The sequence below is a fragment of the Nitrososphaera sp. genome, assembly GCF_037447015.1.
GTDB lineage: Archaea > Thermoproteota > Nitrososphaeria > Nitrososphaerales > Nitrososphaeraceae > Nitrososphaera.
In genome coordinates, this window is record NZ_JBBIHK010000002.1 from 1 (window position 1) to 23,172 (window position 23,172).

At 56.8% G+C, this 23,172-nt stretch carries 34 protein-coding genes, 1 tRNA gene and 1 pseudogene; 20 read left to right on the forward strand and 16 right to left on the reverse strand.

Translation table 11 applies throughout. The features are described 5' to 3' along the window. Window positions 1-945, forward strand: a pseudogene (locus WKI84_RS00940) (DNA polymerase II large subunit); the annotation flags it as partial. 12 nt (window positions 946-957) lie between these two features. Here the strand turns inward: WKI84_RS00940 and msrA are convergent. From msrA to hisI, 4 genes are all read right to left on the reverse strand, one after another. Then, window positions 958-1,452, reverse strand: coding sequence for a peptide-methionine (S)-S-oxide reductase MsrA (msrA, locus tag WKI84_RS00945; RefSeq protein WP_337861638.1), 495 nt, complete (start codon window positions 1,450-1,452; stop codon window positions 958-960). A gap of 51 nt (window positions 1,453-1,503) precedes the next feature. Next, window positions 1,504-2,859, reverse strand: a complete 1,356-nt coding sequence (locus WKI84_RS00950; RefSeq protein ID WP_337861639.1) for a ThiF family adenylyltransferase — start codon at window positions 2,857-2,859, stop codon at window positions 1,504-1,506. Continuing rightward, entirely contained in the window at window positions 2,856-4,094 is a 1,239-nt protein-coding gene (locus WKI84_RS00955; RefSeq protein ID WP_337861640.1) for a threonine synthase, read from the reverse strand. Before WKI84_RS00955 ends, WKI84_RS00950 begins: the two co-directional genes overlap by 4 nt. 160 nt (window positions 4,095-4,254) lie before the next feature. Further along, complete coding sequence (gene hisI, locus WKI84_RS00960; protein ID WP_337861641.1) at window positions 4,255-4,599, reverse strand: phosphoribosyl-AMP cyclohydrolase; 345 nt, start codon at window positions 4,597-4,599, stop codon at window positions 4,255-4,257. Between the two features lie 70 nt (window positions 4,600-4,669). Between hisI and WKI84_RS00965 the strand changes: the two genes are divergently transcribed. The 5 genes from WKI84_RS00965 to WKI84_RS00985 all read left to right on the forward strand — a co-directional run bounded on the left by WKI84_RS00965 (window position 4,670) and on the right by WKI84_RS00985 (window position 6,197). Next, complete coding sequence (locus WKI84_RS00965; RefSeq protein WP_337861642.1) at window positions 4,670-4,846, forward strand: hypothetical protein; 177 nt, start codon at window positions 4,670-4,672, stop codon at window positions 4,844-4,846. Between the two features lie 36 nt (window positions 4,847-4,882). After that, window positions 4,883-5,050 (forward strand): hypothetical protein, encoded by a 168-nt coding sequence (locus WKI84_RS00970; protein ID WP_337861643.1) that lies wholly within the window; start codon window positions 4,883-4,885, stop codon window positions 5,048-5,050. Between the two features lie 118 nt (window positions 5,051-5,168). Beyond that, complete coding sequence (locus WKI84_RS00975) at window positions 5,169-5,744, forward strand: hypothetical protein (RefSeq protein WP_337861644.1); 576 nt, start codon at window positions 5,169-5,171, stop codon at window positions 5,742-5,744. Between the two features lie 165 nt (window positions 5,745-5,909). Further along, window positions 5,910-6,007 (forward strand) — tRNA-Met (locus WKI84_RS00980). Window positions 6,008-6,053: 46 nt separating this feature from the next. After that, window positions 6,054-6,197 carry a hypothetical protein gene (locus WKI84_RS00985; protein WP_337861645.1) on the forward strand — a complete coding sequence of 48 codons (144 nt, stop codon included), beginning with the start codon at window positions 6,054-6,056 and terminating at the stop codon, window positions 6,195-6,197. Here WKI84_RS00985 and WKI84_RS00990 read toward each other — a convergent pair. After that, a complete protein-coding gene (locus WKI84_RS00990) occupies window positions 6,190-7,503 on the reverse strand; it encodes a tRNA(Ile)(2)-agmatinylcytidine synthase (protein WP_337861646.1) in 1,314 nt (437 codons plus the stop codon). The genes WKI84_RS00985 and WKI84_RS00990 overlap by 8 nt on opposite strands. Window positions 7,504-7,841: 338 nt before the next feature. On the opposite strand from WKI84_RS00990, the gene WKI84_RS00995 reads away from it, so the two are divergent. The 7 genes from WKI84_RS00995 (at window position 7,842) to WKI84_RS01025 (ending at window position 11,241) form a co-directional block, all read left to right on the forward strand. Beyond that, a complete protein-coding gene (locus WKI84_RS00995; RefSeq protein WP_337861647.1) occupies window positions 7,842-8,042 on the forward strand; it encodes a hypothetical protein in 201 nt (66 codons plus the stop codon). Beyond that, complete coding sequence (locus tag WKI84_RS01000; protein WP_337861648.1) at window positions 8,026-8,208, forward strand: hypothetical protein; 183 nt, start codon at window positions 8,026-8,028, stop codon at window positions 8,206-8,208. The genes WKI84_RS00995 and WKI84_RS01000 overlap by 17 nt, the downstream gene beginning before the upstream one ends. A gap of 266 nt (window positions 8,209-8,474) precedes the next feature. Then, window positions 8,475-8,768 carry a 4Fe-4S binding protein gene (locus WKI84_RS01005; RefSeq protein ID WP_292639401.1) on the forward strand — a complete coding sequence of 98 codons (294 nt, stop codon included), beginning with the start codon at window positions 8,475-8,477 and terminating at the stop codon, window positions 8,766-8,768. Between the two features lie 104 nt (window positions 8,769-8,872). Beyond that, a complete protein-coding gene (locus tag WKI84_RS01010; protein ID WP_337861649.1) occupies window positions 8,873-9,364 on the forward strand; it encodes a hypothetical protein in 492 nt (163 codons plus the stop codon). 46 nt (window positions 9,365-9,410) lie between these two features. Beyond that, entirely contained in the window at window positions 9,411-9,644 is a 234-nt protein-coding gene (locus WKI84_RS01015) for an Lrp/AsnC ligand binding domain-containing protein (RefSeq protein WP_337861650.1), read from the forward strand. Window positions 9,645-9,692: 48 nt separating this feature from the next. After that, entirely contained in the window at window positions 9,693-10,415 is a 723-nt protein-coding gene (gene cbiE, locus WKI84_RS01020) for a precorrin-6y C5,15-methyltransferase (decarboxylating) subunit CbiE (RefSeq protein WP_337861651.1), read from the forward strand. Window positions 10,416-10,593: 178 nt separating this feature from the next. Then, entirely contained in the window at window positions 10,594-11,241 is a 648-nt protein-coding gene (locus tag WKI84_RS01025) for a hypothetical protein (protein WP_337861652.1), read from the forward strand. 99 nt (window positions 11,242-11,340) lie between these two features. Here WKI84_RS01025 and WKI84_RS01030 read toward each other — a convergent pair whose 3' ends face one another. Next, complete coding sequence (locus tag WKI84_RS01030; RefSeq protein WP_337861653.1) at window positions 11,341-12,081, reverse strand: PAC2 family protein; 741 nt, start codon at window positions 12,079-12,081, stop codon at window positions 11,341-11,343. Between the two features lie 125 nt (window positions 12,082-12,206). On the opposite strand from WKI84_RS01030, the gene WKI84_RS01035 reads away from it, so the two are divergent. The 3 genes from WKI84_RS01035 to WKI84_RS01045 all read left to right on the forward strand — a co-directional run bounded on the left by WKI84_RS01035 (window position 12,207) and on the right by WKI84_RS01045 (window position 13,216). Further along, on the forward strand, window positions 12,207-12,395 hold the full coding sequence (locus tag WKI84_RS01035; RefSeq protein WP_337861654.1) for a zinc-ribbon domain-containing protein: 189 nt from the start codon (window positions 12,207-12,209) through the stop codon (window positions 12,393-12,395). A 242-nt stretch (window positions 12,396-12,637) separates the two neighbouring features. Next, the gene (locus tag WKI84_RS01040; protein ID WP_337861655.1) at window positions 12,638-12,823 is read left to right on the forward strand and encodes a hypothetical protein; all 186 of its coding nucleotides are present in this window, start codon (window positions 12,638-12,640) and stop codon (window positions 12,821-12,823) included. An 84-nt stretch (window positions 12,824-12,907) separates the two neighbouring features. Continuing rightward, complete coding sequence (locus WKI84_RS01045) at window positions 12,908-13,216, forward strand: hypothetical protein (RefSeq protein ID WP_337861656.1); 309 nt, start codon at window positions 12,908-12,910, stop codon at window positions 13,214-13,216. A 3-nt stretch (window positions 13,217-13,219) separates the two neighbouring features. On the opposite strand, the gene WKI84_RS01050 is transcribed toward WKI84_RS01045, so the two are convergent. Then, window positions 13,220-13,774 (reverse strand): stage II sporulation protein M, encoded by a 555-nt coding sequence (locus WKI84_RS01050; protein WP_337861657.1) that lies wholly within the window; start codon window positions 13,772-13,774, stop codon window positions 13,220-13,222. Between the two features lie 99 nt (window positions 13,775-13,873). Here WKI84_RS01050 and WKI84_RS01055 point away from each other — a divergent pair, with 99 nt between their 5' ends. Further along, on the forward strand, window positions 13,874-15,160 hold the full coding sequence (locus WKI84_RS01055; RefSeq protein ID WP_337861658.1) for a cation:proton antiporter: 1,287 nt from the start codon (window positions 13,874-13,876) through the stop codon (window positions 15,158-15,160). On the opposite strand, the gene WKI84_RS01060 is transcribed toward WKI84_RS01055, so the two are convergent. The 3 genes from WKI84_RS01060 to WKI84_RS01070 are packed head-to-tail and all read right to left on the reverse strand — an operon-like array spanning window position 15,157 to window position 16,418. Beyond that, the gene (locus tag WKI84_RS01060; RefSeq protein ID WP_337861659.1) at window positions 15,157-15,864 is read right to left on the reverse strand and encodes an aquaporin; all 708 of its coding nucleotides are present in this window, start codon (window positions 15,862-15,864) and stop codon (window positions 15,157-15,159) included. The two genes, WKI84_RS01055 and WKI84_RS01060, sit on opposite strands and share 4 nt — an antisense overlap. Then, window positions 15,839-16,264 carry an arsenate reductase ArsC gene (locus tag WKI84_RS01065; RefSeq protein WP_337861660.1) on the reverse strand — a complete coding sequence of 142 codons (426 nt, stop codon included), beginning with the start codon at window positions 16,262-16,264 and terminating at the stop codon, window positions 15,839-15,841. Before WKI84_RS01065 ends, WKI84_RS01060 begins: the two co-directional genes overlap by 26 nt. Window positions 16,265-16,274: 10 nt before the next feature. Then, window positions 16,275-16,418: a hypothetical protein gene (locus WKI84_RS01070; protein ID WP_337861661.1), complete on the reverse strand. Its 144-nt coding sequence runs from the start codon at window positions 16,416-16,418 to the stop codon at window positions 16,275-16,277. A 64-nt stretch (window positions 16,419-16,482) separates the two neighbouring features. Here WKI84_RS01070 and WKI84_RS01075 point away from each other — a divergent pair, with 64 nt between their 5' ends. Beyond that, window positions 16,483-16,890 (forward strand): helix-turn-helix domain-containing protein, encoded by a 408-nt coding sequence (locus WKI84_RS01075; protein ID WP_337861662.1) that lies wholly within the window; start codon window positions 16,483-16,485, stop codon window positions 16,888-16,890. Here WKI84_RS01075 and WKI84_RS01080 read toward each other — a convergent pair. Then, entirely contained in the window at window positions 16,876-17,391 is a 516-nt protein-coding gene (locus tag WKI84_RS01080) for a hypothetical protein (RefSeq protein WP_337861663.1), read from the reverse strand. The genes WKI84_RS01075 and WKI84_RS01080 overlap by 15 nt on opposite strands. A 348-nt stretch (window positions 17,392-17,739) precedes the next feature. Here WKI84_RS01080 and WKI84_RS01085 point away from each other — a divergent pair, with 348 nt between their 5' ends. Then, complete coding sequence (locus WKI84_RS01085) at window positions 17,740-17,988, forward strand: hypothetical protein (protein WP_337861664.1); 249 nt, start codon at window positions 17,740-17,742, stop codon at window positions 17,986-17,988. On the opposite strand, the gene WKI84_RS01090 is transcribed toward WKI84_RS01085, so the two are convergent. Genes WKI84_RS01090 through sixA form a run of 5 tightly spaced genes read right to left on the reverse strand, consistent with a single transcriptional unit; the run spans window position 17,985 to window position 22,383 of the window. After that, window positions 17,985-18,809, reverse strand: a complete 825-nt coding sequence (locus WKI84_RS01090; RefSeq protein WP_337861665.1) for a CHAD domain-containing protein — start codon at window positions 18,807-18,809, stop codon at window positions 17,985-17,987. The genes WKI84_RS01085 and WKI84_RS01090 overlap by 4 nt on opposite strands. Further along, window positions 18,809-19,516 carry a thymidylate kinase gene (locus tag WKI84_RS01095; RefSeq protein WP_337861666.1) on the reverse strand — a complete coding sequence of 236 codons (708 nt, stop codon included), beginning with the start codon at window positions 19,514-19,516 and terminating at the stop codon, window positions 18,809-18,811. The genes WKI84_RS01090 and WKI84_RS01095 overlap by 1 nt, the downstream gene beginning before the upstream one ends. Next, a complete protein-coding gene (gene tmk / locus WKI84_RS01100) occupies window positions 19,513-20,238 on the reverse strand; it encodes a dTMP kinase (RefSeq protein WP_337861667.1) in 726 nt (241 codons plus the stop codon). The genes WKI84_RS01095 and tmk overlap by 4 nt, the downstream gene beginning before the upstream one ends. 1 nt (window position 20,239) lies before the next feature. Then, entirely contained in the window at window positions 20,240-21,904 is a 1,665-nt protein-coding gene (locus tag WKI84_RS01105; protein ID WP_337861668.1) for a Ppx/GppA family phosphatase, read from the reverse strand. Next, window positions 21,814-22,383 (reverse strand): phosphohistidine phosphatase SixA, encoded by a 570-nt coding sequence (gene sixA, locus WKI84_RS01110; RefSeq protein WP_337861669.1) that lies wholly within the window; start codon window positions 22,381-22,383, stop codon window positions 21,814-21,816. Before sixA ends, WKI84_RS01105 begins: the two co-directional genes overlap by 91 nt. A 453-nt stretch (window positions 22,384-22,836) precedes the next feature. Here sixA and WKI84_RS01115 point away from each other — a divergent pair. Then, a partial coding sequence (locus WKI84_RS01115; RefSeq protein WP_337861670.1) for a hypothetical protein occupies window positions 22,837-23,172 on the forward strand: 336 nt, incomplete at its 3' end.

A 23,172-nucleotide genomic window follows, 5' to 3' on the forward strand; every position in this document is an offset into this window, starting at 1 on the left:
GAGGAGCTGGAGAAGCTGTACGAGCTGGAGCCGTTCTACAACGTGCAGAAGGTGAGCGACCTCGTGGGCCACATGGTGGTCGGCCTTGCCCCCCACACCTCTGTGGGCGTGATGGGCCGCGTCGTCGGCTTTTCCGAGTCGCAGGTCTGCCTTGCGTCGCCGATATGGCACTCGGCCAAGCGCCGGGACTGCGACGGCGACGCCGACTCTGTCATGCTCCTCATGGATGCGTTCCTGAATTTCTCGTTTGATTTCCTGCCGGACAAGATAGGCGGGCTGATGGACGCGCCACTGCTCATACAGCCAGTCGTCCTGCCGCACGAGGTTCAGCGCCAGGCGCACAACGTCGACGTGGCAAGCTCGTACCCGCTCGAATTTTACGAGGCGACATGGAAGCAGGCCAAGGCAGCTGACGTTGCAGCGATGATAGACATTGTGAAAAACCGCATAGGGAGCGAGCGGCAGTTCATCGACTACGCTTTCACACATGCAACTTCCGGGCTGACGACGAAGTCGCAGAGGAGCGCCTACTCGACGCTCAACACGATGGAGGAGAAGCTAAAGATGCAGTTTGACACTGCAAAACTGATAAACGCAGTCGACGCCGACGAGGTTGCGGCCATGGTGCTGACGACGCACATACTGCCGGACATCATGGGCAACATGCGCTCCTACTCGTCGCAGACTTTCCGGTGCACAAACTGCGGCGAGAAATTCAGGCGCATGCCGCTTGTGGGCAAGTGCACCGAATGCGGTACAGAGCTGACCCAGACCGTGACGCGGGGCGCAGTCGAGAAATACCTCGGCATAGCGACCGGCTTTTGCCAGGAGTACAAGATAAACGAGTACCTGCGGAGCAGGGTCGAGTCGATATCTGCTGAATTGAAGCTGATATTCCGGGAGCAAAAGAAGGAGCAGTCCAGCCTCATGGAGTTCATGGGCTGATTGACCAGCTAGTTAGAAATAGCAGCTCCCGCCGCCCCTCTTTTCATAGTAACGCTGGTGGTAGTCTTCTGCCCTGTAGAACTTGCTCGCCGGCACCACCTGCGTCACTATTTTGTCACGGTATTTGCCCGATCTGTCCAGCTGCTCTATCATCTTTTTCGCAGCCGCCTCCTGCTCTGGCGTGTGGAAAAAGATCGCCGACCGGTACTGCACCCCGATGTCGGGCCCCTGCCTGTTGAGCGTCGTCGGGTTGTGGATTGAAAAGAACGTCTTTAGCAGCTGCTCGTACGTCACCTCGCTTGGATCAAAATGGATCTCTATCGCCTCTGCGTGGCCCGTCCTGTCGGTGCACACCATTTCATAGGTGGGGTTTGGCAACCAGCCGCCCGTGTATCCCACAGCTGTTGACCTGACCCCCTTTATCTTTCTGAATGTCTCTTCGACGCCCCAGAAGCACCCTGCAGCAAACGTCGCCACCTGGAGGAGGTTTTCCTTGTTTTCGCTCATACCTCCTTATTAGAGCAGGGCCGGATATAATGCGTTTTTCCAGATCTCTTCCTAATTCGCTTCTTTCACAAACGTGTTGTATATCTGCACCGCGTCGTTCTCGTCCTTGGCCCCGACGATGGTCGCCGCGCCGGAGGACAGAAAGCTTACAGACTGCCTGCTGTTGCTGTTCGTGGCCGTGATGCCTAGCGTGCCCCTGGCCCTCACCTGGTAGCCGAGCGTCTCGGCCCTCTTTGTTATCCCTGACAGGTTGATGGGCACCGGATTTGCCGGCGTAATAGTCCAGGTCCTTTTGCCGCGGTCCCTGCCGCAGAGCTCCTCTATTATCAGCTCTTTGGCCGTGACCTGCTGCTGATCATTGGCTGCCCTCTTTACTCCGCACGCAGGGCACTCTTCCTGCCTTGCTATCTGCACCCTGTCAAACGCCAGCTCGTTGAGGTCGATATACATCAGCTTGTTGACAAGCGTGGGCTGCTGGCCCGTGATTATCTTGACTGCTTCGGACACCTGTATGCCCCCTACGAGATAGAGTATCGACGGGTGCACGCCCTCGGTGCTGCATGCCGGCATCTCCTCCTCGTTGAGCGCCGGGAATATGCAGCGCAGGCACGCAGTCTTGTTCGGGATGATCGTAGTCACAGAGCCTAGCATCCCGAGCGCGCCTGCGTATATGAGCGGTATCCCCAGCTTGATGCACGCGTCGTTGAGCGCGTACCTTGCGTCGACGCTGTCAAGCGCGTCAATCACAATGTCGCAGCCCTTGACAATGCTTTCAGCAGTGTATTTCGTCACAGACGTTGGCACGGGCTCTATTTCGACGCCGGGGTTCATCTTCCTCAGCCTGTCTGCCGCCGCCTCCACCTTTACCCTGCCCACGTCCTCTTCGGTGTAGAGGTGCTGCCTGTGCAAATTCGTTATCTCTATGACGTCCCTGTCCACTATGCGCAGCTTGCCCACCCCCATCCCCACAAGCTGGGTGACTACGGGGTTGCCTATGCCGCCTGCGCCGACGACGCACACCTTGGCCGAGCGCAGCTTTTCCATCCCCTCAAAGCCGATCTCTTCGAGCATCACCTGGCGCGAATATCTCTGCATTTCTTCGCTTGTCAGCTCGGCGCCGCCAGCGACTGCCGGCAGGATGTACACCTCGTCGCCGTCCTTGAGGGCAGTGGTCATGCCGCCTGAAAAGCGCATGTTCTTGCCGTTGACGTAGATGTTGATGAGCGAGCGGGGCTTGCCGTTGTGGTCAAACACCCTGCGCTTGAAATCGTCGCCCATCTGCTCCGAGACCTTGTTGAACGCCTCCTGCAGGTCTGCCGCTTCCACCGGCAGCTTTTTCTCGCCCTGCCCCTTGTTCAGGACAGAAGGAACCTTGAATTCTACTTTTGCCATCTTTTCTACTGTCAACTCCTTGCTCCGATCATCGCCGAGACAGCTTCAGCGTCCGGCTTGACTGCGGTAAGTTTCGGCAAGAGCCCTATAATCGCTTCCGTCGCTTTCAGCCCGTTGCCGGTGACATAGCACACCACCTTCTCGTCCTTCCCTATCCTACCCTCGTCCACCAGCTTTTTCAATACGCCGACAGACACGCCGCCGGCCGGCTCCGTGAAAATGCCCTCCGTCTGGGCAAGCATCATTATGCCGTCTGTTATCTCCTCGTCGGTCACCTCCTCTGCCAGGCCGCCGTACTGTTTCAGCCGCTTGAGCACATAGAGCCCGTCGCCGGGGTCGCCTATCGCAAGCGACTTGGCTATCGTCTCCGGCCTTTCAACCGGGATCACCTCGTCAGAGTTGCGCTTGAACGCGTCCACCACAGGCGCGCACCCGTGCGGCTGAGCCGCGACTATTTTCAGGTGCTTGACGCTGTCCACCAGGCCCAGCTCGTGCAGCTCTTCAAAGCCCTTGCATATCGCGTTGAGCATCGCGCCCGAGCCCACCGGGATTATCAGGCGGTCCGGCACCTGCCAGCCGAGCTGCTCCGCCACTTCATAGGCGAGCGTCTTGGACCCTTCAACATAGTAGGGGCGCATGTTGATGTTGACGATGCCGTATCCCTTCTGGTCGCCGATTATCGAGGCGACCCTGTTGGCGTCGTCGTACGTCCCTTCGACTGCCACAAACTCGGCGCCGTACGAGAGCGCCTGCGCTATTTTTGCGTGCTCGATGTCAGAGGGCGCAAAGATGTAGCACGGCAGCCCTGCCTTGGCCGCGTGCGCCGCGGTGGCAGACGCCAGGTTGCCGGTCGACGCGCAGCCCACCGCTTTTAGTTTCGTCTCCTTGGCCCTCGACACGGCCACGCCGGCCGGCCTGTCCTTGAACGAAAACGTCGGGTTGACAGAGTCGTTCTTTATGTAAAGGTCTTTCATGCCGCCCAGCCTCTCGCCCAGCTTGTCCGCGTACTGCAGCGGGGTCAGGCCGGCGTTCAAACTGACAATGTTGCTCTTTTCCCTTACCGGGAGGAGCTCGAAATAGCGCCAGTACGTCTTTTCCCTCGATTCAAATGTGTGCCTGTTTATTTTCGCGCCATCGGCCGCGCTGTAGGTCACGTCCAGCGGGCCGAAACACTCTTCGCACACATAGCGGAACTGCGGCTCGTACTCTTTGCCGCACTCTCTGCACTTTAAGGCCTTGATACTACCCATCTTTATTTTGCCATCCTTGCTCTGAAAGTATGCTATTAGAACTTCTCTGCACACATTTTAGCATTGCTTAACTTTTTTGCGCTTACATATTGCAATACTTAACCCGGAATTTCCTGCAAAATTTCTCCTTTTTCTCTTCTTTTCAAAGAGGGAATAAAAGCTATTGCTGTTTTTTTACTATATTGTGGAAGCAGGTGCGCTCCCCGGTGTGGCACATCGGCTTGTCCGAGTCGACTATGTACAAAAGGGCGTCCGAATCGCAGTCGACCAATATTTCATGGACGGGCTGCACGTTGCCCGACTCTTCCCCCTTCATCCACAGCTTTTTCCTCGACGTGCTGTAGAACCAGGCGTTGCCCGTCTTGATGGTGTTTTCAAGCGCCTCCCTGTTGGCGTAGACCAGCGTCAGTACGTCCTTGGTCTTTCTGTCCTGCACGACGACAGGGATCACCCCTCCGCGCTTTTCAAAATCCACGTCGCCGGCAGACTTGACGTTCATTATCATGATGAGAGTTGTTGTAGAATGCCAAGCAGAAATAAATAAACCGTTGCCTGCATCTTGTTTAGAAAAATACATGGAGCCGGCGCTTGATTTCGACGCCTACTGGAAGGCGTGGCTTGCCTCCCGGCTGGCCGAGATCAGGGAAAAGGCCGAAAAGGTCCGGCAGATGCAGGAGATGCAACAGCAGCAAGCGGAGGAAGAAGAAGGCATGCACGGAGAAGATTCAGGGCCGGGAGAAGACGAGTTCTAGCAATACCTTTACGAGCGCGTTTGCCGCCTGTGACACATGCCTGGCACGATGTTCTTTTTGCAGCAGCTTTGCGAGCAGCAGCAGCCGCTCTGCAACCTTTACGGCGCAGTTTTCGTAATCGCTTATGTCGCTGCTGCAACTGCGGCCATCCTTGCGGTGATGGCATATTTAAGAAAGAAAAGGTCGGACAGGGCACTGCGGTAGTTTTGCTGCTGCAAACCTAAGAGAGATATGCCAAGCAAGCGCCAGCTGATCGGTCATTCTTGGGAGCCGCCTGGTAAAACCACATATTATTAAAAACGGACTTGCCCGAGGTAGAGATGTGGGAAGGAAGGCGCTCCTTTCGATTTTGTTCATCGCGTCGTCTTTGCTCCTTATCCCCTCGGCGTATGCCGAGCCGCCCCCTAATTGTGGGCGCGTTTTCAGCGGAGGGCCGGGAGTCGAGCGCCCTCCTGAACGGGAGTACAACTTGCTGTACAGATGGACTTTTGATATTGACGGCCAGAAATACGACATGGCCTTTGACGGATACGTAACCAACGCCACTGCAAACGTCGAGAGGCGTTCGATCGCCTTTGACGGGAGGTCCGAAGGCAGCACACTGCAAGTCAGGCTTCCAAGGGCTTTGATTGACTCTGCGCAGGAGGGCCACGACGTGCCCTTTACCGTGCTTGTGAATGGACAGCCGCTCAGCAATGCCACAGAAGGCGCCGTGCCATCAACCGGAGACAGGATCGTGTGCATCCCTCTCCCAAATTTCGGCCCCATGGCAAGAGTGGAGATAATCGGCACGACCGTTGCGCCAGAATTTGGCCCGCTGGCTTTGGCCGTGGCCTCAATGACGATGACAGGCATAATTGCATTTAGAAGGATGTCTGGCACACGCCCGAGAACATGAATTGCAAAATAGAGAAAACGCGTGCTAGGCTAACATCAGCGTGATTGGAAATGGTGCGAAACTCTGCAGCAGGGCAGAGAGAGGATACAGTACATTTTGTCTGGCCGTAGCGTAGGGGAAAGCCGGGCAGACAGAGATATATGCCCCTGCCGCAACAACGCTGTCAGCGGGGTGGGGAAGCCAGGTCATCCCGGCGGGCTCATAACCCGCAGTGCGATGGTTCAAAAGAGATTTCAAAATCTCGGAAAATCCATCCCCCGCTATCCCTTTTCTCATAACTGCTTTATGGCATGATGCTGCAAACTTGTCATGTCAATAGAAGAATCGCCAAACTATGCCAGCGAGCCGGAAGAGGGGCAGGAGAAAAAGCTGGACAAGAAAGACAAGGGCGGGCAGGCGCACGAGCAACAGCCACTGCCGCAGCAGCAGAAGAAGAATAAGAAGGCTAGATAGTGACAGCAGCGCGCTTCGCAAACCCCTTCTTTTCCATGCCGTACCTCTGCAGCGGCTTGGTCAGGTGCCTGTGCGCCTTTGGCGTCGGCACATACAGCCCGGTTTTCAGCAGGCGCTCCCTTGGCACCAGCAGCTTTTGCGCCCCTGCGTCCTTGAACTTGCACCTTTCGCACTGGTAGCCCTTGCCCTTGCCCTCCGACTTCATGCGCCTGCCACAGTTTTTGCAGAGCGGGTTTGCCACGTCAAACACCGGCACAAGCTCGTTCACCAGCAGGTACTCGACGTTGAGGATCTTGGGGTGTTTGGTGGTGCCCTTGCGCACGCCTGCGCCGATTTCGATTGCGTCTCCAGGCTCCAGCCTGGCTGCTATGCTGGCAAGGCCCGTCGGCTCGTAGACTGCCGCCGGCATCACCGTCACCCCGTTCTGCTCGATTGAAAACATTACGTGGCCGCCCTCTACCGCCACCGGCTTTGTGGCGACCCTGCCGCGCACAAACCCAGCCGTGTACGCTTTCACGTTTTTCAGGTCCAGCTCGGACTGCAGGTGCATGTTGGTGCCCTGGTTCGACCTAAAGACAGTCCAGCCCTCCAGCTCTTCCTCCGGCGCAATAGCCCTGATAGCCGACTCTACTACTGCAGGATCCTCGCCCCTCACCCCGAAAAAGACGGGGTCGTCGCCGTGCGGCGCTATCAATATCCTTTTGTGATTCGGGTCGTAGCTGTTGAACGTGAGGGGGAACGTCCTGTTTGCAAATTCGACGACCCTGTGCTCGTCCACGACCCTAGGCTTGCCGCAGTTTTCCTCTTTTCTGTATGCGATGAGCTCAAACGTGTGGTCGCAGTCGAGCATCGGACAGCCTATCGCCCCCAGGGAGCCGACGAGCCCCTGCCCGTTGCCAAACGTGTAATACCTGATACCGCAAGCATGCGCCACCTTTTCGGCCATCTGGCGGGAAAGCACGTCGCGCATCGCAAGCGAGCTGAACTGCACCAGCCTGTCCGGTATTTTTTCCCCTTCCAGAAACGCCACGCCCGGGTTTGCGCCGGCGCCTATGGCAGACCCTTCCTCCACTGCCTGCCTGACGTAATCGACGACCCTGCCCGGATCAGCCACTCTTGCCCGCAGGCAGACTGCGCCGTTGCCCCGCGTCTTCCACGGGACGTTCGGGTTCAGCCTGATCAGCAGGGGGTAGTCCAGCATCTGCGCGCCCATCTCCTTCTGCAGCTTGTTTGCCATCCGGAAAGCAAGGTGGGTGGTGCACCGGCCCGCCCGGGAGTCGGTGTCGTCGAAAGCTATATGCAGCATAGTGCCGCCAGCACCGGCCCGCCTTCCTGCCATGCCCTGCAATAAGCTGTATCGCTATATAGCCGGTTCCGCAATTTTCATAATTACACCAAAATAATAGCGCGAGAAGTTGAGAGCTCTTTATATCGTGCAATTGTCGACTTTTTACCAGTCTATCTGCCCAGCTAGACTGACGACTGCTGGCGAGGCGACGCAGGCTTTTACGACTAAGCCATGACCATTGGCCGTATCCCTCTGGCCTGCTCTCGCCCCAGTCTCTTTATATTAATATTTTAATATAGCAGAATCTTCCATACGACATTAGAAGCAGCGTGCCCCAAAAGATAACGGCATATCATTTGGCAAAGGGTTCAAAGAAAAAGCGTGCGACGTCCCCAAATCCAAAGAAAAAAGGTTCGCACGGCAACAGCCTCCACCTGTCAAAGGAGGACAGGCAGATGATAGCCAACATTGCGACCGGCAAGATCAAGAGCACGACCTATGATGGCGAAGAGTATCTGGCCAGAATAAGAGCAATGATAGATGAGCCAGCCGCCTAAGATTATCTGGAAGGTAAGCGAACCAGACGGCTTTGACAAGACCTTTTCCAAGCTTGATTCTGACATACAGAAGAGCTACTTGAAGAAAATCGACAACATCCTGAGGAGCCCTGATCCTAGAAAATTTGGCGTCTATGAAAGGACAAGGTCGGCGGGGCGTGGGTGATCAGACTGAACAGGTCATACCGGCTGTCCTATATGATTGACTGGAAGCAAAGGGTCATCCAAATCGTTAGGATAGGAACGCATAAGGAAATTGGCACAGGCTAACAAACACCGTTTTTCGTGGTAAATAATGTGGACAGCCTTTCCACACCGGGAACTCACTGCGGCAGACGGGATCCAAAAACGCCAATACAAAAAGAAAACGCTGTTATAAAAATAACACACAGTTTAAATAGATTCAGCAGCTGTTAACCGTCAGTGAACTAGATGCCAGTCGCAATACTTCCTGATGTTTCTGAACAGCACTGCATCGGCTGCGCACTCTGCGTAGAGATCTGCACCGCCCTCGGTCCAGATGTGCTCAGGGTCAAGCCGGTGGAAGGATGGAAGAGGGGTAAGGCATTCGTGTTCTATCCAGAGAGATGCATCTCTGACGGAGCTTGCATCGGCGTTTGCCCGACAAAGGCAATCTTCTGGATGAGGCCGATGGATTACACCCCAGGACAACCGATCCCACTGAAGAAGCACGGTCTCTTCGTGAAGGGTTGGGAAGAAGGCTAAACAAAAAGAGAGCCTGTCCACACTCTTTTTCTTTTCTTTTTCAATCTTGACAACAACAACACATTTTATAATCAGCGCCAGCTTTCCGCTTTCTGACCTGATAGTTGGTAGAGTGGGACGAGCAGATAAAGGCGCACTTTTTCTGGGTCTGGAAGGAGGAGGAAGGAGGGTTCCTAAAGCGCGGCAGGGAGGGCATGCTGGTCATAACCGACAGGCGGCTTGCGTTCATTTCAAAGACAGAGATGTCGTTCCGGATGCACGAGACCCACTCGATACGGCAGTACAACCGCTTCAAGGACAAGGAGAATGTCTTCCGTCCGGCGGAAGGCTATGGCATAAAAGAGCTTGAGAAAGACCTCGATAAAAGCCCCGACAATTTCGAGGTGCCGTACCGGCAGGTGATGGACGCAACGTCTGGGGAAAAGAGGTGGGGCACCCTCCTGAAGATAAAGGTAAACCTGGGCGACAACAGCAAGACGCTGAAATTCTCGATAGTCAAGGGCTGGGTCAAGTACCCTGTCAAGGACCCGCTCGAGTTCCAGAGGGTGGACTGGGCGCCCCTCTTTGGCCTGGTAAAGGCGGGCCAGCTTGGGTAGGATTATATTGGTTCCTTTGCCTTTTAAAGGCAATAAAGACCTGTAAATGACAAAGGCACTCGTCCTGATAACCACGGAAACGGGCGTCGAGCCGCTCCTGCATGAGGAAATAAAATCGCTTGACGCCGTCAAGGAGGTGTACGAGCTCTATGGCGAGTACGACATGCTCGCTGTTGTAGAAGAAAAGGACGAGAAAGAGATCGAGCGCGTCGTCTCGTGGGAGCTGCGCAAGATAAAGGGCATCAAGAGCACGAACACGATGATCGTCGTAAAGGAATAAAACATAGCGCAATAATTAAAGAAGGCTCTCTTTTCCCATTCAAGAAGGTTGCCGAACAAGAAAAAGCTATTCGTGGTGGGCGTCGGCCCCGGCTCGCCCCTCTACCTCACAGACGCGGCCAAGGAGGCGGTGCGCAAGTCGCAATACATAGTAGGCTACAGGTACACCCTTGCCACGATAGAGGGCGTCATCGACAGGAGCAGGCAGCAGGTGCTTGAAGTCACGATGAAGTCCCAGGAGGACGCCTACCAGGACGTTTATGAAAGGATGAAGGACGGCGAGTATTGTACTGTCCCGTTCACCGGCGACGCCAATTTCTCTGAATCGGAGGTGGTCGACCGCCTGCTAGAGATATTTGGCGATGACAACGTCGAGATAATCCCCGGAATAAGCTCGATACAGGTGGCCGCGGCCAAGTCGCGCGTTCCAACCGACAAGGCGCTTGTGATAACGTTCCACGTGACAGGCGACATTGAGCAGAAAAAGCTCGACCTCCTCAAGGCGGTAAGGGAGGGCCGGAGCGTCATACTGCTGCCGCGGCCCTGGCCCCGCGACCTGTCAAAGCACTTCATGCAGTCCGACATTGCAAAATTTTTACGGGAAAACGGCGTCGACACTTCGAGATTAAAGGTGTGGGTGTTTGAGCACCTGACCACTCCAAAAGAGACCCAGTTCCGCGGATACGTGAAGGACCTGGAGGGCAAAGAGTTCTCTGACCTGTCTGCGATGGTCATAGACCAGGTAAAGAGGCAGACGTACCTGGAATTCTAGACGCCGGTGAAAATTCGGGTCAAAATGCCGACATAAAAGACTTTAATTCCGCCCTGACAACAACAACGTCCGGCACAATCGATGTTACTCTTTGGAGGGCCGAGGTTGGCGATACGGTCTGCCTCTACCAAGGGATGAGCGACCTTCAGGTCATATATTGAGGAGCAATGAGATAGACATGCAACAACCACAAACAAGAAAATACCTCCTGTATGTAGCGATCCCGCTCATAGCCGTAGCACTGGCAGTCGCGGTTTATGGCAGCCAGATATACGTCCCAAAACAGGACATTGTCAACGGCGAGCCGGAACAGAAGGTAGCAGCAGTAGTAGCAACAGCGCAATCTCTGCCAAGCGATGCTACGGGAAGGATGACCGTCTATATGCTTCCTGCAAACCTCGACAACCACTCAATCAAGGAGATAATCGAAACAATCCAGAGATACCTTCCAAAGCAGGATGCCTCGTACTATACGGCGCTTGGAGCGTCGCCAGGTGGTCAGTACATCGACGAGAAGGTTCCGGCTGCCGCAGATGATCCGGGTGCTCACATAAAGAAAGGCGACCTGGTAACTACAACTGTACTAAAGAAGCCCGCCGACACTGTAAACATCTATGTCGACCCGGCCATCAGAAAGGCAGACGGGACGCCTGTCACCAGGGCAGATTTTAGCGATGACTACCTATTTGGCAACGGCATATCCTGCTGTGGAGTGACCTTGAAGGATGGAACTGACATAGGACCTCTGGTATTGTTTGTCGTTGACCAGTCGCTTGATGCAAAGGTGATGTCGCAGCTGGCGGAGATCAAGGCAGCCATCAACTGAGGTTCCTCACCTCCCCCGCCCCCTCCTCTTTTTGTTGGTAATGCTTTCGCCGACAGACACAGACCCATCTGTGATGTTCACACATGGCAGCGGGGCCAGCTAGGCTATGCCGGGCGGCTCGCCGCCCCTCTCCATCACTTTTTCAAGGTACGACACCTGCTGCTCCATGAACTTTTTGCGCTTCTCCTCGTCAGAGAGCTGCGTCATGTCGAGCGCCGGGATGCCAAGCGCCCTTGTCAGCACCTGCAGTATCGACTGCGCCGCCCTTGGCTGGATGATATTCGGGTTGTCTATCTCGCCCAGCAGGCACGCGGCGTCAATCCCCCGCTCCTTTGCAAGCCCCGTGATGAGCCCGTTAAAGCCCGAGATCTGGCCCTCGCCCTGCAGCATCTCTGCGCCGGCCTCCTTCAGCTGGCCGACCATCGCCGGGTTGTTTGTGGCCGCGTACACCTTGTCGCCGGTCGCCTGCCTGAGCGCGGCGCCGATAGAATACAGCGCGCCTGCGCCCACCTTGCCAGCCACGTCCAGCACCTCGTAGCAGACCTCGTACAGCCTGCGCGGGTCGGCCGGGTTGAAATCGCCGGCAAATATGACGAGGTCAAGCGGCTCGGCGGCGTAAAAGCGGTAGCTGGCCTGCCTGTACTCCACGATGCCGTCCTTGTAGCCGACAAACGGCGGCCAGAACGAGTACAGCTCGGCAAACAGCCTGGCGTCTAGCTTTTTGGCAAGGTACGCGACGCCAATGCCTGCGACGTTGCCCATGTCCGGCAGCGCGGCGACCACCCGGGGAGGAAGCCTGCCGGCGAATTTTGGGGCAAAGTGCCACTTTAGGCCCAGCACAGCTCTGTAGCGGCCTGCTCCCTCCCTATATATCATCAACGCCGCCGGAGATAATGCCGACTGCTGGTTACAAATCTGCCGGATACTAAAGCTTGTTTATATATGAAAATCACACTTTACAAGCCATGTCAATGGATGGCTCCTCCTCTTCCTCAACAACAACATCTTCCTCTGTTGGCATGGCCACTGCTACTGCTACAACTGCAACCAAGGGCAAGGCCGCTTCCACTGCGGCTGCAAAATACTGCGTCGAGTGCGGTGCCAGGGTGCCACAGGGGCAAAAGACCTGCCCTGCATGCGGCGAGAGCCAATGAGCCTCCCTTTTTCTTTTCTTTTTGTCGCTTGGTGATGCAATGTGGTGGATGGAGCCATCCATAGATAGATGTCAAGAATCTCGACGTGGGAGACAAGATAAGATAACCGATGATGAAGAGTGAGTGAGTGTGTGTGGCAACAATAAAAATAGCAGTGATAAAGCGCAAGGACTCTGACGAGCTACCCCTTTTCCAGATTTGAGCCGCTCAAAGGATTTCAAGTTTCGCGATATCATAAAAGGATGATCGATGCTATCCGGGAAAAGCTTGTCAGAATGGAGCCCGGTTTTACGGAAGGAGGGCAGGTGCAGGAATACTTGGAGAAAACAGGGTTCAAGCAGGACGAAGAAGAAGACAGCGCAAAAAGAACAGCAAGTAAGTACGTAAAGGCGCTGAAAGAAAAGTCTGAAAGCGAAGGAAGGATTTAGAGGCAAGAGGAGCAGGTTTACCCTGCGATTATTGGCCTAGCTTTAAAGCCGGCGCACGCGTCAAGAGAGAGATAGAGGCATTATATGGCAAGCAAACCGCCGCCGGCAAAACACTACCCTGTCTCTCCCACCTACAGGGTGCTCGACGGCCACGACATTTACCGCAGCAGCAACCTGATAGTCGCGCTGGTGGTGGTCGAAAGCCAGTACGGGCGCGACATGCGGCTCTACCGCTGGATAAACAGGAACGGCCAGTGGAAGGTCGACCTGTGCAGGATGGGCGTCAAAAGGTGGGACTGGGCGGCCCTTGCAGCCAGGGCGGCCGAGTTTGCCGAGAAGTACGGGCTCAAGGGGGATCACCAGGCGGGCCCGCAGCAGCCAGACGACGACTGACTCCTAGAGAGAGGGCTGCGGCTCCAGGTTCAGGCCGCCGCCAAACTCTTGGATCATCCACCACTCTACCGCGGCGCCGGCAAGCAGGACGGCGGCCGCTATGCCTACCTCTATCGCTGTCGGGACGACGTACTCTTGCCAAGGCCTTTTCCTGACAAACTGGTAGACGAGCAGGCCGCTCCTGGACATGGCAAGGCCGTAAGCAAACACCTCCATTACGCCAAATGGCGTGACCAGAATGACCTGCGGCGGCACGCCCTGCAGCTCGGGCGTGTCCTGCGCTATCGCGCTGAACACGTTGCCCGTGACGTACCCCGACGCGGCGCCGAGCACGACTCCCACGCCGGGTATGAACATACCAAGCGCTATCCTGATGTTGTTGAAAAAGATGCCCGCCTCGTCGATGTCCTTTATCTGCTCCGAGAAATCCTTGCGCAGCTGACTTGCCTCCTCCGGCGACATCTGCACCGCCGCGCCGGCAGAATACATGCCCAGAAAGAGCGCCGCTCCTATCCCGACCAGCAGCAGGCGGCGCCGGCCGCCGATCCCAAAACGCAATGTGCCAGATACTTGGCCGGGATCGTATAATTAGTTTTTTTCATTTCATTTTGTTTATGTATGGCAACCTTTTATCCCCGGCGCGGATAAGGTAGTGCGGTGAACCACGCCGGCCCCTCCCCCGTCCCATCGATATTCCCCCAGTTCTTTGCGCCCGGGAACGGGCCGACAGATTTCATCGTCCAGGACTTTGCAGTCGTGATGATAGTCGCGGCGATGATGATGGCCATCACGTACAAGCTAAAGCAGCCGATGGTGATAGGCTACATTCTGGCCGGCATCGTGATAGGGCCGTTCACCCCGCCTTTCAGCCTGATAAAGGAGGCCGACACGCTCAACGTGCTTGCCGAGCTGGGGATAATCATGCTCCTCTTTGTCATAGGGACCGAGTTCCCGATGGCGCGCCTGCGCACGATGGGCAAGATCTCGTTTGCAGTCGCCATTGTCGAGTCGACGGGGACGCTGCTCATAGTCTTTTTCGCAGCGCAGGCGCTCGGCTTCTCGTTCTTTGACTCGCTCTTCCTCTCGCTTGCGCTTTCCATCACCAGCACGGTCGTGACCATCAAGGTGCTCGAAGACCTGGGCTGGATAAAGAGCAAGTCGTCGACGCTCGTGCTCGGGATGCTGATAGTGGAGGACATCTTTGTGGTCACGGCGCTTGCCGTGCTGCAGTCGTTTGCCGCCGGAGGGGGCGAGTTTTCGCTGCCCGGCCTTGCCGTGTCGCTTGGCGTCACCGGCGCCTTTATCGCCGGCGTGCTCGTGCTCGGATCCCGGTACATCCCGAGGATAATAGACAGGGCGGGCAAGACAAACGACTATGCGCTTTTGCTCATAGTGATACTGGGGCTGGCGTTTGGGCTGTCCTTCCTTTCGACGGGCATCGGCCTCTCGTCTGCGATAGGGGCGTTCCTGGCCGGCGTGCTCGTTGCCGAGTCGAACAGCGCGGCGGTGGCAAGGATACTGACGCTCCCGCTGCGCGACATGTTTGCCGCCATCTTTTTCGTGTCGATAGGGGCGCTCATGAACGTCTCGCTCGTCCCCATGTTCATAATACCGGCCGCAATCCTCATCCTGACGTCGTTTGCGTCCAAGCTCCTGATAATAACGGGCGTGCTTGTGAGGGCGAAATTTGACAACGTGACTGCGCTTCGGGCCGGCTTTGGCATGTCGACTGCAAGGGGCGAGCTGTCTCTCGTGGTGGTCAAGGGGGGGCAGGACGTGGGCGCAGTCTCGTCCACCATCCTGCCGCTGCTGGGCGTCATAACGGTCGTGACGACGTTCCTTGCGCCCTATGTCATCAGGTTCGGCAACAAGATAACACTCACGGAGACGAAAAAGAGCGACGGCAGCAGCAATATGGAGGAGAGCAGCAGCGGGGTAGGCTAACTAGCTGGCGTATATGACTTCTTTCTCGCAACCATCGCCGCGACAGTCAGGCTGCCGGCAAACGTGGCAGTCCAGTACAGCCACAAATCTGCAAGATGGCCGGACAGCACTGCCGGCGCAAGCGCCCTGGCAGGGTTCATCGACGCGCCAGAGATCGCCGATAAAAACAGGATGTCGAGCCCTATTATCCCGCCTATCGCCACGCCTCCAAAGCCCCTCAGCCCTTTCGTCCACACCACGGCGTATATGACGCCCATCAGGAGCCCGGTGGCGAGCATCTCGACTCCGAACACGACGGGGAGTGGGTAGTTGCTGGCAAGGTTGCCGGGCGCGTTGGCGCCAAGGCGCGCGTCCGTGCCGATGGCGACTGCGACCAGCGCGCTTGCCAAAAACGCACCCGTTATTTCCGCGCCCAGGTACACTGGTAGCAGCCTCCTGGAGATGTGGCCGGTCGCCAAGAACGCGGCCGTGACTGCGGGGTTGAAATGGGCCATCGATACCTTGCCAAACGCGTACACCATCAGCGCGACTGCGGCTGCCGGCGCCAACGCCGCAAAGAAGGTGCCGCCGTACGCGCCGCCTGCCCTGGCGTCCAGCACGACGGAGCCGGTCGCAAACGCCACTATCAGAAAGGTGCCGGCAAGCTCGGCCGCAAATATCTTCCAGGCCAAGGTCCTGCTACTGACGCTCGAGGTTCCTGACAAGCTCTTTTACTCTTCTCTCTATCTCGTCGCGGATCTCCCGCACCTTTTCGATGGGCTTGCCCTTTGGGTCCTCGATGCCCCAGTCCACCGGATTGTTGAGGAACCACAGCGGGCACTCGGACCTGTCCATGCAGCCCATGTTCACGGCCTTTTCTGCCGCCCTTATCATCTCTTCCGTTATCATCTTGCTCTTCTGGCCCGTGATGTCTACGCCTGCCTCCTTCATCACCTGCACTGCCAGCGGGTTCACCTCGCCTGCTGGCCTGGTGCCGGCGCTCACCGCCACATACCCTTCCGGCGCATACTTGCGGAAGAACCCCTCGGCCATCTGGCTCCTGCCCGCGTTTTCGACGCAGACAAACAGGATCGTCTTTACCCTGTCTTTTTTTGTCTTTGTCATTTGACCGCCCTCACGGCACGACGCTTGTCAGCCTGCGCCCGCCTTCGCCGACTGCGATATACGGGCGCTCCTCAAGTGTCTCTATCCCCGCCTTCCCAAAGCCGGCGGCCAGGATGCTTGCCACGTACTTTTCCTTTATCGCTTCGCCCTGCACGGCAATGCTTTACTTGTAAAACTATTTAAGCTGTCGAGGGTAAACCGGTGCATCAGGTGCAAGAATGGAAACCAAGAAAAAGCTCCCGGTCGTACAGCCGCGGGATTGCTTTGCCGGCTACGATGCCGGCTCGCTCATGGCCGAGACTGCCCGGCTGAGAAAGCTGGTGACAAAAAGGGGGACGCTGGAGATCCTAATCCCGCTCTGCTGCAGCACCGAGCCGGTGAGGTACAAGCAGTTCAGGGACTCGATCAAGGGTGTGAGCAGCAGGACTATTGCAAGCCGGCTAAAAGAGCTGGAGAAGGGGGGCGTCCTGCAGCGCCAGGCCTACAACGAGATCCCGCCGAGGGTGGAGTACAGGCTGACCCCAAAGGGGCAGGAGCTTGTCGAGTCTGTGGTCGGCCTGCTCCAGTGGATGGTCAGGTGGTCCGGCTCACCACCACCGTCGTCAGCTCCATCAGGCAAACGATAGCACCACCACCGGCGGCGACTGCATGGGCGATGCCGGGGGAAACATGCGCGCGGCAAGCATCTCCATCATGCGCTCGCGCTCCCTCCTCTGGCGCTGCTCCAGCATCAGGCCGGCTATGTTCTTCGACCTCTCCAGATGGTCAAACGCTATCGTGCAACTGGCCATCCTAGTCAGCAGCTTGCCTATCGCAGAGACGATCCTGCGCATCATCGAGTCGCGGATCTCCGAGGTTCCCTGCAGCTGCTCCACCGTCGACTTAGAGTCGCTCCGCACCTGTATCGCGAGCCGCTGTTTCGTCTTTAGCGCGCGGCGGATCTCGGCTAGGTTGTCGCAGAGCGCAAAATAGATGGCCAGGAGCTCCATCCTCTGCACTCCAAACCGCTCGTTCCTGGGCGCGGGGCGGACGGTGCGTATCCTGCTAGTCTCTGTGTGATGGTTGTACCATGCAATGTATCCAGAAGGCGAGGCGTCGGCGTCTATCGTTATAGGACGCTGGCTCACGTAGCTAATGCAGGCAGCCGTGAGTATATGAGGATATTCTATAAACACCATTTACAATTATGAAAAATATTTTGACTGACTGCTTCTAAAGTGGCATGTATATGCCTGTGGGCAGGCTTTTCCTGAAAATTTTTCTCGTTAATGGCCGCGGGTTCCGTCTTGCGGGCTGGCGAGGCGTCTGAATGATATCATATACAGAAAGAAAAAGGTTGGTGGTGTGGCCCCGAAGCGTCACTGCTCTGCTGTCGGGGTTTCCAGCCGCAACCTCTTTTTTCGGGCGGTAAGAGACGATGACGCAGGCTAATGTAAGCGAGGCGGAGAACAAAAGCCTGTCTCATATAGAAAACCGTGCCCGCCGGGATCTATGTATTGCGCGTGGGCAAACATGAAATACTCTTTTCCGGCAAAAAAATTAATGCCGGACACCTGTTGCAGGGCATGCGGTGCAGAGCTTGCCGCCAGAGGGCTTTGCCGGCGCTGCGGCGGAATAGTGAGCAGCGACTGCGCGAAATGCGGCGCGATGCTGGAACCGGCTCACAGGGAATGTCTTTCAAAAAGATGACGACAACAACGACAACAGCAGCAACCAGCAGCTAGCCGAACGCTTTTGCAAATTTTTCAAACAACTGGTCCCTTTTTGCAAGCTCTTGCTGCAAAAGCTCGACCACCGCTTTCCTGCGCACCGCCTTTTTCAGATAGTCGATGGTGATGTCGCAGTCGTGTATGGCCCCCAGGGCATCCTGCAGCTCCTTGAGCCTGCCGGCGATGCCGGGGCCAAGGATCCTATCTGCGGCCTTTTTCTGCGATGCCGGGGCCATTTCAAGCACGTAGCGCAGCTTTTTCAGGTCCTTGCGGAGCCTGTGGAGCTCCTCCTTTTCGTCACTGTCTGCCAGGACGACAGGCAGGCGCCCCGCAGTCTTTTTTGCGAGCCTGCGCACGACCTTTTCCGCCCGCCTATCGAGCTTCTTTTTTCCGTCTACTATTGCCAACTTTTTCCTGCTGCTGACGCCCAGATCGACGGGCTGCACGTCATTTTCAATTGACTGCGCCAGCTTCAGTGCCTTTGCAGATGCCATCTTCCTCCGCCTGTCAAGTGCCGGCGCAAAGAGCCTCTCAAACTCACCCTTGTCGATGAAAGCCGCCTCTATCCTGGTCCGGATTATGTCGCAGTCCCGCACCTCGCTGTTTGCCCTGAAAAACTCTTTGTATGCGCGTATCTGCTTCTCGTTCTTCTGCCGCAGCTTCTTGGGCAAGAGCGCAAACGTCGCCTCGAGCCTGCGGAGCGACGTGCGCATGTCGTGCACGTTTTCCTCGTCTGCCGGGTCGCGCAGGTACGCGGCCAGGCGCCTGCCAACCCTGTCCAGGTTTTTCTCCAGGGCCGCAAAAAGCCAGGAAGAGGAAGAAGGAGGGCCGGCCATTACGATCCCGTGTGACCTTTTGCAGATTCCAAATAGTCGTCTATCCGCTTTTGCAGGTCGGCGCTTATCTCCTGTATGGGGCGGTTGCCGTCTATTATCGTCAGGCTGTACCGCTTTTGCATCCTGCGGAACTCCCTTGCTATCATCTCCTGGTACTTCAAGAACGACTCGAACATGTCGTCTGACAGCCCCATGTCGGCGCCCGACTCGTAATAGTCCAGGTACGCGTTCTTCTGGAACACCCTGTGCACGAGCTCCTGCGGCCTTACGTCCAGGTAATACACGAGGTCGGGCACCACTGCAAAGCTGAACAGGTTGTGCGACCAGCGCCTGCTTATGCCCCTGACTGCCTCCCGGGCCATCAGCGTGTATATGTAGCGGTCTGCAAGCACGATGTAGCCGGCGCGCAAAGCAGGGATTATCTTGTTTTCAAGCTGGTCTGCAAAGTCGGCCGCGTAAAAGAGCGAGAGCGTGCGCCTGCCGGCAAAGTTGCGCTTGGCCTCAAGTATCCCCTCGCTTATCAGCTCTGACCGCTTCAGCCCCGTGCTCAGCACCGCGTGGCCCTCCGCCTCGAGCCGGGCAGTTATCAGCCCTATCTGCGTGCTCCTGCCCGACGCGTCGGGGCCCTCTATCACGATGAGCCTGCCCTTGACAAGCTCGTCCTGCACAGACGGGATGCCGTAGCCGTAGAACCGCAGCTTTCTCATCTTCTTTGCCCCTCCTCCATCCCTCTCTTGAACATCTCTTTTGGCAGCCGCTCCATCACTGTCGCGCGCACCGCCTTTTGCTGGTCCTCGATGTCTGCCGTGCCGTCGACGACTACAAAGTTCTCTGGCTCTATCATCGACTCGTACTGCTCCACTATGCGGCCCTGAAATATGCGGTAGCTCTCGTACGGGTCGTTGCTCAGGTTCAGGTCCATGCCAGCCTCGTAGAATTTCAGTTTCGGCCTGCCCTTCACTATCCTGTCAAACGCGACATCGACAGGCACCTTGAAGTAGAAGGCGATGTCGGGCTTGACCGCAAAGTCGTACATGTTGCGCACCCATTTCGGGTGGCAGCCCCGGGTCACGTCGCGGGCAAAGGCCGTGTATATGTAGCGGTCAGCGAGCACTATGTATCCTGCCCGCAGGAGCGGGAATATGTGGCGCTCGTACCTGTCTGCAAAGTCAGTCGCGTGCAGCAGGCTGAACGTGGTGGGCGTCAGAAGCCCCTTCTTTTTGCCCTTTGACGTTATCTCCTTCACGGTCTCTGACGAGTTCCATTCCGTGAAAAAGACGGGCAGGCCCAGGTACCTCAGCCACTTTTCAAGCAGCCTTATCTGGGTCGACTTGCCCGAGCCGTCCACGCCCTCTACGATTATCAGCTTGCCTTCCACCACAGTCGTTGTTTTCGTTTTTTGAACCTGTTTTTTCACCGTCGTTGTCATGTCACACGATCACCCTGACGTCTTCGCGCCTGCCGCTGTTGGCAGCTGCCGCCGGCGGCGGAGAAGAAGAAACAACCTGGCAGGCCGCAGAAACGTTGAACGCGTCCTCGAAATTTTTCAGCGCGCTCGATAGCAGCGCGGCCGGCAAAAACCGCCCCGGCGACATGGACAGCGACAGCCTGACTGCAGCAGCGGCCTTTTTCCCGCTCCCGTTGACAGAGACGCGCGCGGCCATCCCGCACTTTTCCATTATCTCTGAAATGGTCAGGCACGCCGAGATCTTTTTTATCGACTTCATGTTCTGCGGCTCCAGTATAGACCTGTACCGGGAGAACAAAAGGTCGACTGCCTTGTCCTTGCGGTTGTGCACTATGGCAAGGGCCAGTATGAGCTGCTCCCTGTGGGTCAGAAACGCGTTGTCCTCGTCCATCATCAGGTAAAAGAGGTTGTTGTAGTTGGTGATCATGGGAACAGTCGCCATCTGCCTTATAGCGTGCGTCAGGATCATCTTTTCCTTCTCGCGCAAAAGGCCGGCGGCCACAAGCGGCCTTACCAGCGTGGCCGTGCGCTGCGGCAGCTCCTCGCGCTGGCACGCAGAGACGACGTATGCTTTTGCCTTTTCGGCGCTGATGCCTCCTATGGAGTAAAAGGTCTTGAGGTCGCGGGCAAACACCGACAGCACGCCCTCGCGCAGCCCCCTTGCACTGACAGTCACGCTGTCAAACCCGAGCCTGCCCATCAGGGCAGAGATGACCGCCGACCCTGCCACTATTGTCTCGGCCCTGTTTGCTCCTATCGCCTTGATCTCTGCAAGCTCGTCCGGCTCCATCCTGCGCAGGTCTTTGGCCATTTGCTCGACAGATTCAAGCGACATCCTGTAGTTGTGGATCTTGTCAAGCTCGTATCCTGCTTTTTCCTGGTCCAGCCGGGCAAGGGCGCGCAGCGCCCCGCCCACGCCGACGAGCGTGGTGTCGACAGAGGGCGCCAGCTCTTTTCTCCCCGGGAGGCTGTCTGCGACGTGCTCCTCCATCCTGGCATAGTCTTTTTTGGAAAAGCTGCCCTGGGAAGAGGGAGGGGAAAACATCTGGGTCAGCCTGAGCGCGCCAAGCGGGTACGACTTGACTTTCTTGATGGAATAGTTTTCAGTGTACACGAGCTCTAAACTGCCACCGCCGATGTCAAAAAAGAGCGCAGTCGGCACGCAGGTCGCCTGCAGCGCGCCCACGTACGAGTAAAATGCCTCCTCCTGCCCCGAGAGCACGCGGAAGCGGAACCCCGTCTGCTCCTCCGCTCTTTTCAAAAACTCTTGGCGGTTGCCGGCGTCCCTCACGGCGCTCGTCGCGACCGGGAGCACGCGCCTGACAGAGTCAAAGCTGATGACGTCGCGGAAGAGCTTTAGCGCGTCGATGGCGCGCTGCATCGGCTCCCTGCCCAGGTAGCCTGTCTTGTGCATCCCCTCGCCCAGCCTGACCTTTACCGCGTCCTGCCGGTACGCCTTGAACGAGCCGTCCTTTCTGTTGATGTCGTAATTCACCATCTTGACCGAGTTAAAGCCCAGATCGATGACAGACACCCTCATGACTTTTTGCTCCTGCCCTTCTTCTCCTCCTCCTCCGCTGCCGCCGACCCTAACATCTTTTTCAGGTGCTTTGGGGCAAGCAGCCATCGGAGCTCTGCCTGCGGCCTCGGGTGGAGCGAAGTCACTGTCAGCTTGGCAAGGCCTGCCTTTTTCAGCACCACTTTGCCGGGAGAGGCGGTCCCAAACACCATTTCTGCTGTGATCGTGCTGAGGTTCGGCTCGTGCCCGACTATCATGACCGACGCCTCCGGCTTTAGCTGCGCCAGCTTTTTGTAAAAGTCGGGCCGCCTGCCCTCCGGCTTGAGCTCGGCCCACTCTTCGAGCCCGCCCTTTTTCACCTTTAGCGTTTTTGCGACTATCTCTGCCGTCTCTCTGGCCCTTGCAAGCGGGCTCGTGGCAACGAGGTCGGGCCTGACCTTGAGGGCGGCAAGCGCCCTTGCCACCTCCTTGACCTCGTCTCTGCCGGCGGCAGTCAGCGACCTCCTGTCGTCGCCAATGCTGCTGCTGCTGGCAGCGGGCATCCTCTTGCCTGCCTCGCCGTGCCGTAGAATGTAAAGCTGCACCATTGAAAAAGGCGATCCCGTTGCTTATCAAACTAACTGTGCTGGGAGAGATAAACCCTGCCAGCGGCAGCGGCGACGACGACATAGAGGAAGGAAGGTACAAGCTGGTTTTTCACTTGTTCTATGTCGGATAGCCTTTTGTCTGCCGGCGCTGCAATGACACGAACCGTCAAGCAAGCAAGCGCAAGGTTGAACGGCAAAGAAGCAAAGGCCCCCGCTCATCCTTCTCCCCTGCCCGCTCACCCCAACGCCCCGCTCATCCCGCAGGGCCAAGAGCAGGAGGAGAGGGAAGGAAGGAGCCGCCAACCTTGGCCTGCTTTTTTCTTTCTCTTCTTTTTCCTCCTCTCGAGCTCTATAGAAACAAGTGGTCACCATAGCCGCACATACTTCATGTAAAATATGTGCGCCAGCCATTAATCCATCCTGCTTTTTTGAGAATACGTGTATCATAATCACATGCACGATGACGACGACAGCACCAGAAAAAAAAGAAGAAGAAGCAAAAGCAGCAATGGCGCGGCTGCTGTGGCAGGCGGGCTCCTTGCCGCCATGCTCCTGGCGGCCCTTGCGGCAGGGGCAGCCATGCCTGCAACAACAACAATGGTACAGCGGGCATACGCGCAAAAGCCATCATCGTTTACAATAGACGGCGCCGGCGCCACGTTCCCGTTCCCGCTCATAGACACCTGGCGCGTGGAATACAAAAAAGTCGCGCCCGCAGTAAACCTGAACTATGCGTCCATAGGCTCCGGCGGCGGCATAAAGCAGTTCACCGCCCTCACCGTCGACTTT

Excerpts from the sequence above, each read along its gene's own strand:
- msrA (WP_337861638.1), bottom strand. The coding sequence starts at position 1,452 with ATGAGCGAAAACAAGGAAAACCTCCTCCAGGTGGCGACGTTTGCTGCA.
- WKI84_RS00955 (WP_337861640.1), bottom strand. The coding sequence starts at position 4,094 with ATGGGTAGTATCAAGGCCTTAAAGTGCAGAGAGTGCGGCAAAGAGTAC.
- hisI (WP_337861641.1), bottom strand. The coding sequence starts at position 4,599 with ATGATAATGAACGTCAAGTCTGCCGGCGACGTGGATTTTGAAAAGCGC.
- WKI84_RS00965 (WP_337861642.1), top strand. The coding sequence starts at position 4,670 with ATGGAGCCGGCGCTTGATTTCGACGCCTACTGGAAGGCGTGGCTTGCC.
- WKI84_RS00970 (WP_337861643.1), top strand. The coding sequence starts at position 4,883 with ATGCCTGGCACGATGTTCTTTTTGCAGCAGCTTTGCGAGCAGCAGCAG.
- WKI84_RS00985 (WP_337861645.1), top strand. The coding sequence starts at position 6,054 with ATGTCAATAGAAGAATCGCCAAACTATGCCAGCGAGCCGGAAGAGGGG.
- WKI84_RS00990 (WP_337861646.1), bottom strand. The coding sequence starts at position 7,503 with ATGCTGCATATAGCTTTCGACGACACCGACTCCCGGGCGGGCCGGTGC.
- WKI84_RS01000 (WP_337861648.1), top strand. The coding sequence starts at position 8,026 with ATGAGCCAGCCGCCTAAGATTATCTGGAAGGTAAGCGAACCAGACGGC.
- WKI84_RS01005 (WP_292639401.1), top strand. The coding sequence starts at position 8,475 with ATGCCAGTCGCAATACTTCCTGATGTTTCTGAACAGCACTGCATCGGC.
- WKI84_RS01015 (WP_337861650.1), top strand. The coding sequence starts at position 9,411 with ATGACAAAGGCACTCGTCCTGATAACCACGGAAACGGGCGTCGAGCCG.
- WKI84_RS01025 (WP_337861652.1), top strand. The coding sequence starts at position 10,594 with ATGCAACAACCACAAACAAGAAAATACCTCCTGTATGTAGCGATCCCG.
- WKI84_RS01035 (WP_337861654.1), top strand. The coding sequence starts at position 12,207 with ATGTCAATGGATGGCTCCTCCTCTTCCTCAACAACAACATCTTCCTCT.
- WKI84_RS01040 (WP_337861655.1), top strand. The coding sequence starts at position 12,638 with ATGATCGATGCTATCCGGGAAAAGCTTGTCAGAATGGAGCCCGGTTTT.
- WKI84_RS01045 (WP_337861656.1), top strand. The coding sequence starts at position 12,908 with ATGGCAAGCAAACCGCCGCCGGCAAAACACTACCCTGTCTCTCCCACC.
- WKI84_RS01065 (WP_337861660.1), bottom strand. The coding sequence starts at position 16,264 with ATGACAAAGACAAAAAAAGACAGGGTAAAGACGATCCTGTTTGTCTGC.
- WKI84_RS01075 (WP_337861662.1), top strand. The coding sequence starts at position 16,483 with ATGGAAACCAAGAAAAAGCTCCCGGTCGTACAGCCGCGGGATTGCTTT.
- WKI84_RS01090 (WP_337861665.1), bottom strand. The coding sequence starts at position 18,809 with ATGGCCGGCCCTCCTTCTTCCTCTTCCTGGCTTTTTGCGGCCCTGGAG.
- WKI84_RS01095 (WP_337861666.1), bottom strand. The coding sequence starts at position 19,516 with ATGAGAAAGCTGCGGTTCTACGGCTACGGCATCCCGTCTGTGCAGGAC.
- tmk (WP_337861667.1), bottom strand. The coding sequence starts at position 20,238 with ATGACAACGACGGTGAAAAAACAGGTTCAAAAAACGAAAACAACGACT.
- WKI84_RS01105 (WP_337861668.1), bottom strand. The coding sequence starts at position 21,904 with ATGGCTGCTTGCCCCAAAGCACCTGAAAAAGATGTTAGGGTCGGCGGC.
- sixA (WP_337861669.1), bottom strand. The coding sequence starts at position 22,383 with ATGGTGCAGCTTTACATTCTACGGCACGGCGAGGCAGGCAAGAGGATG.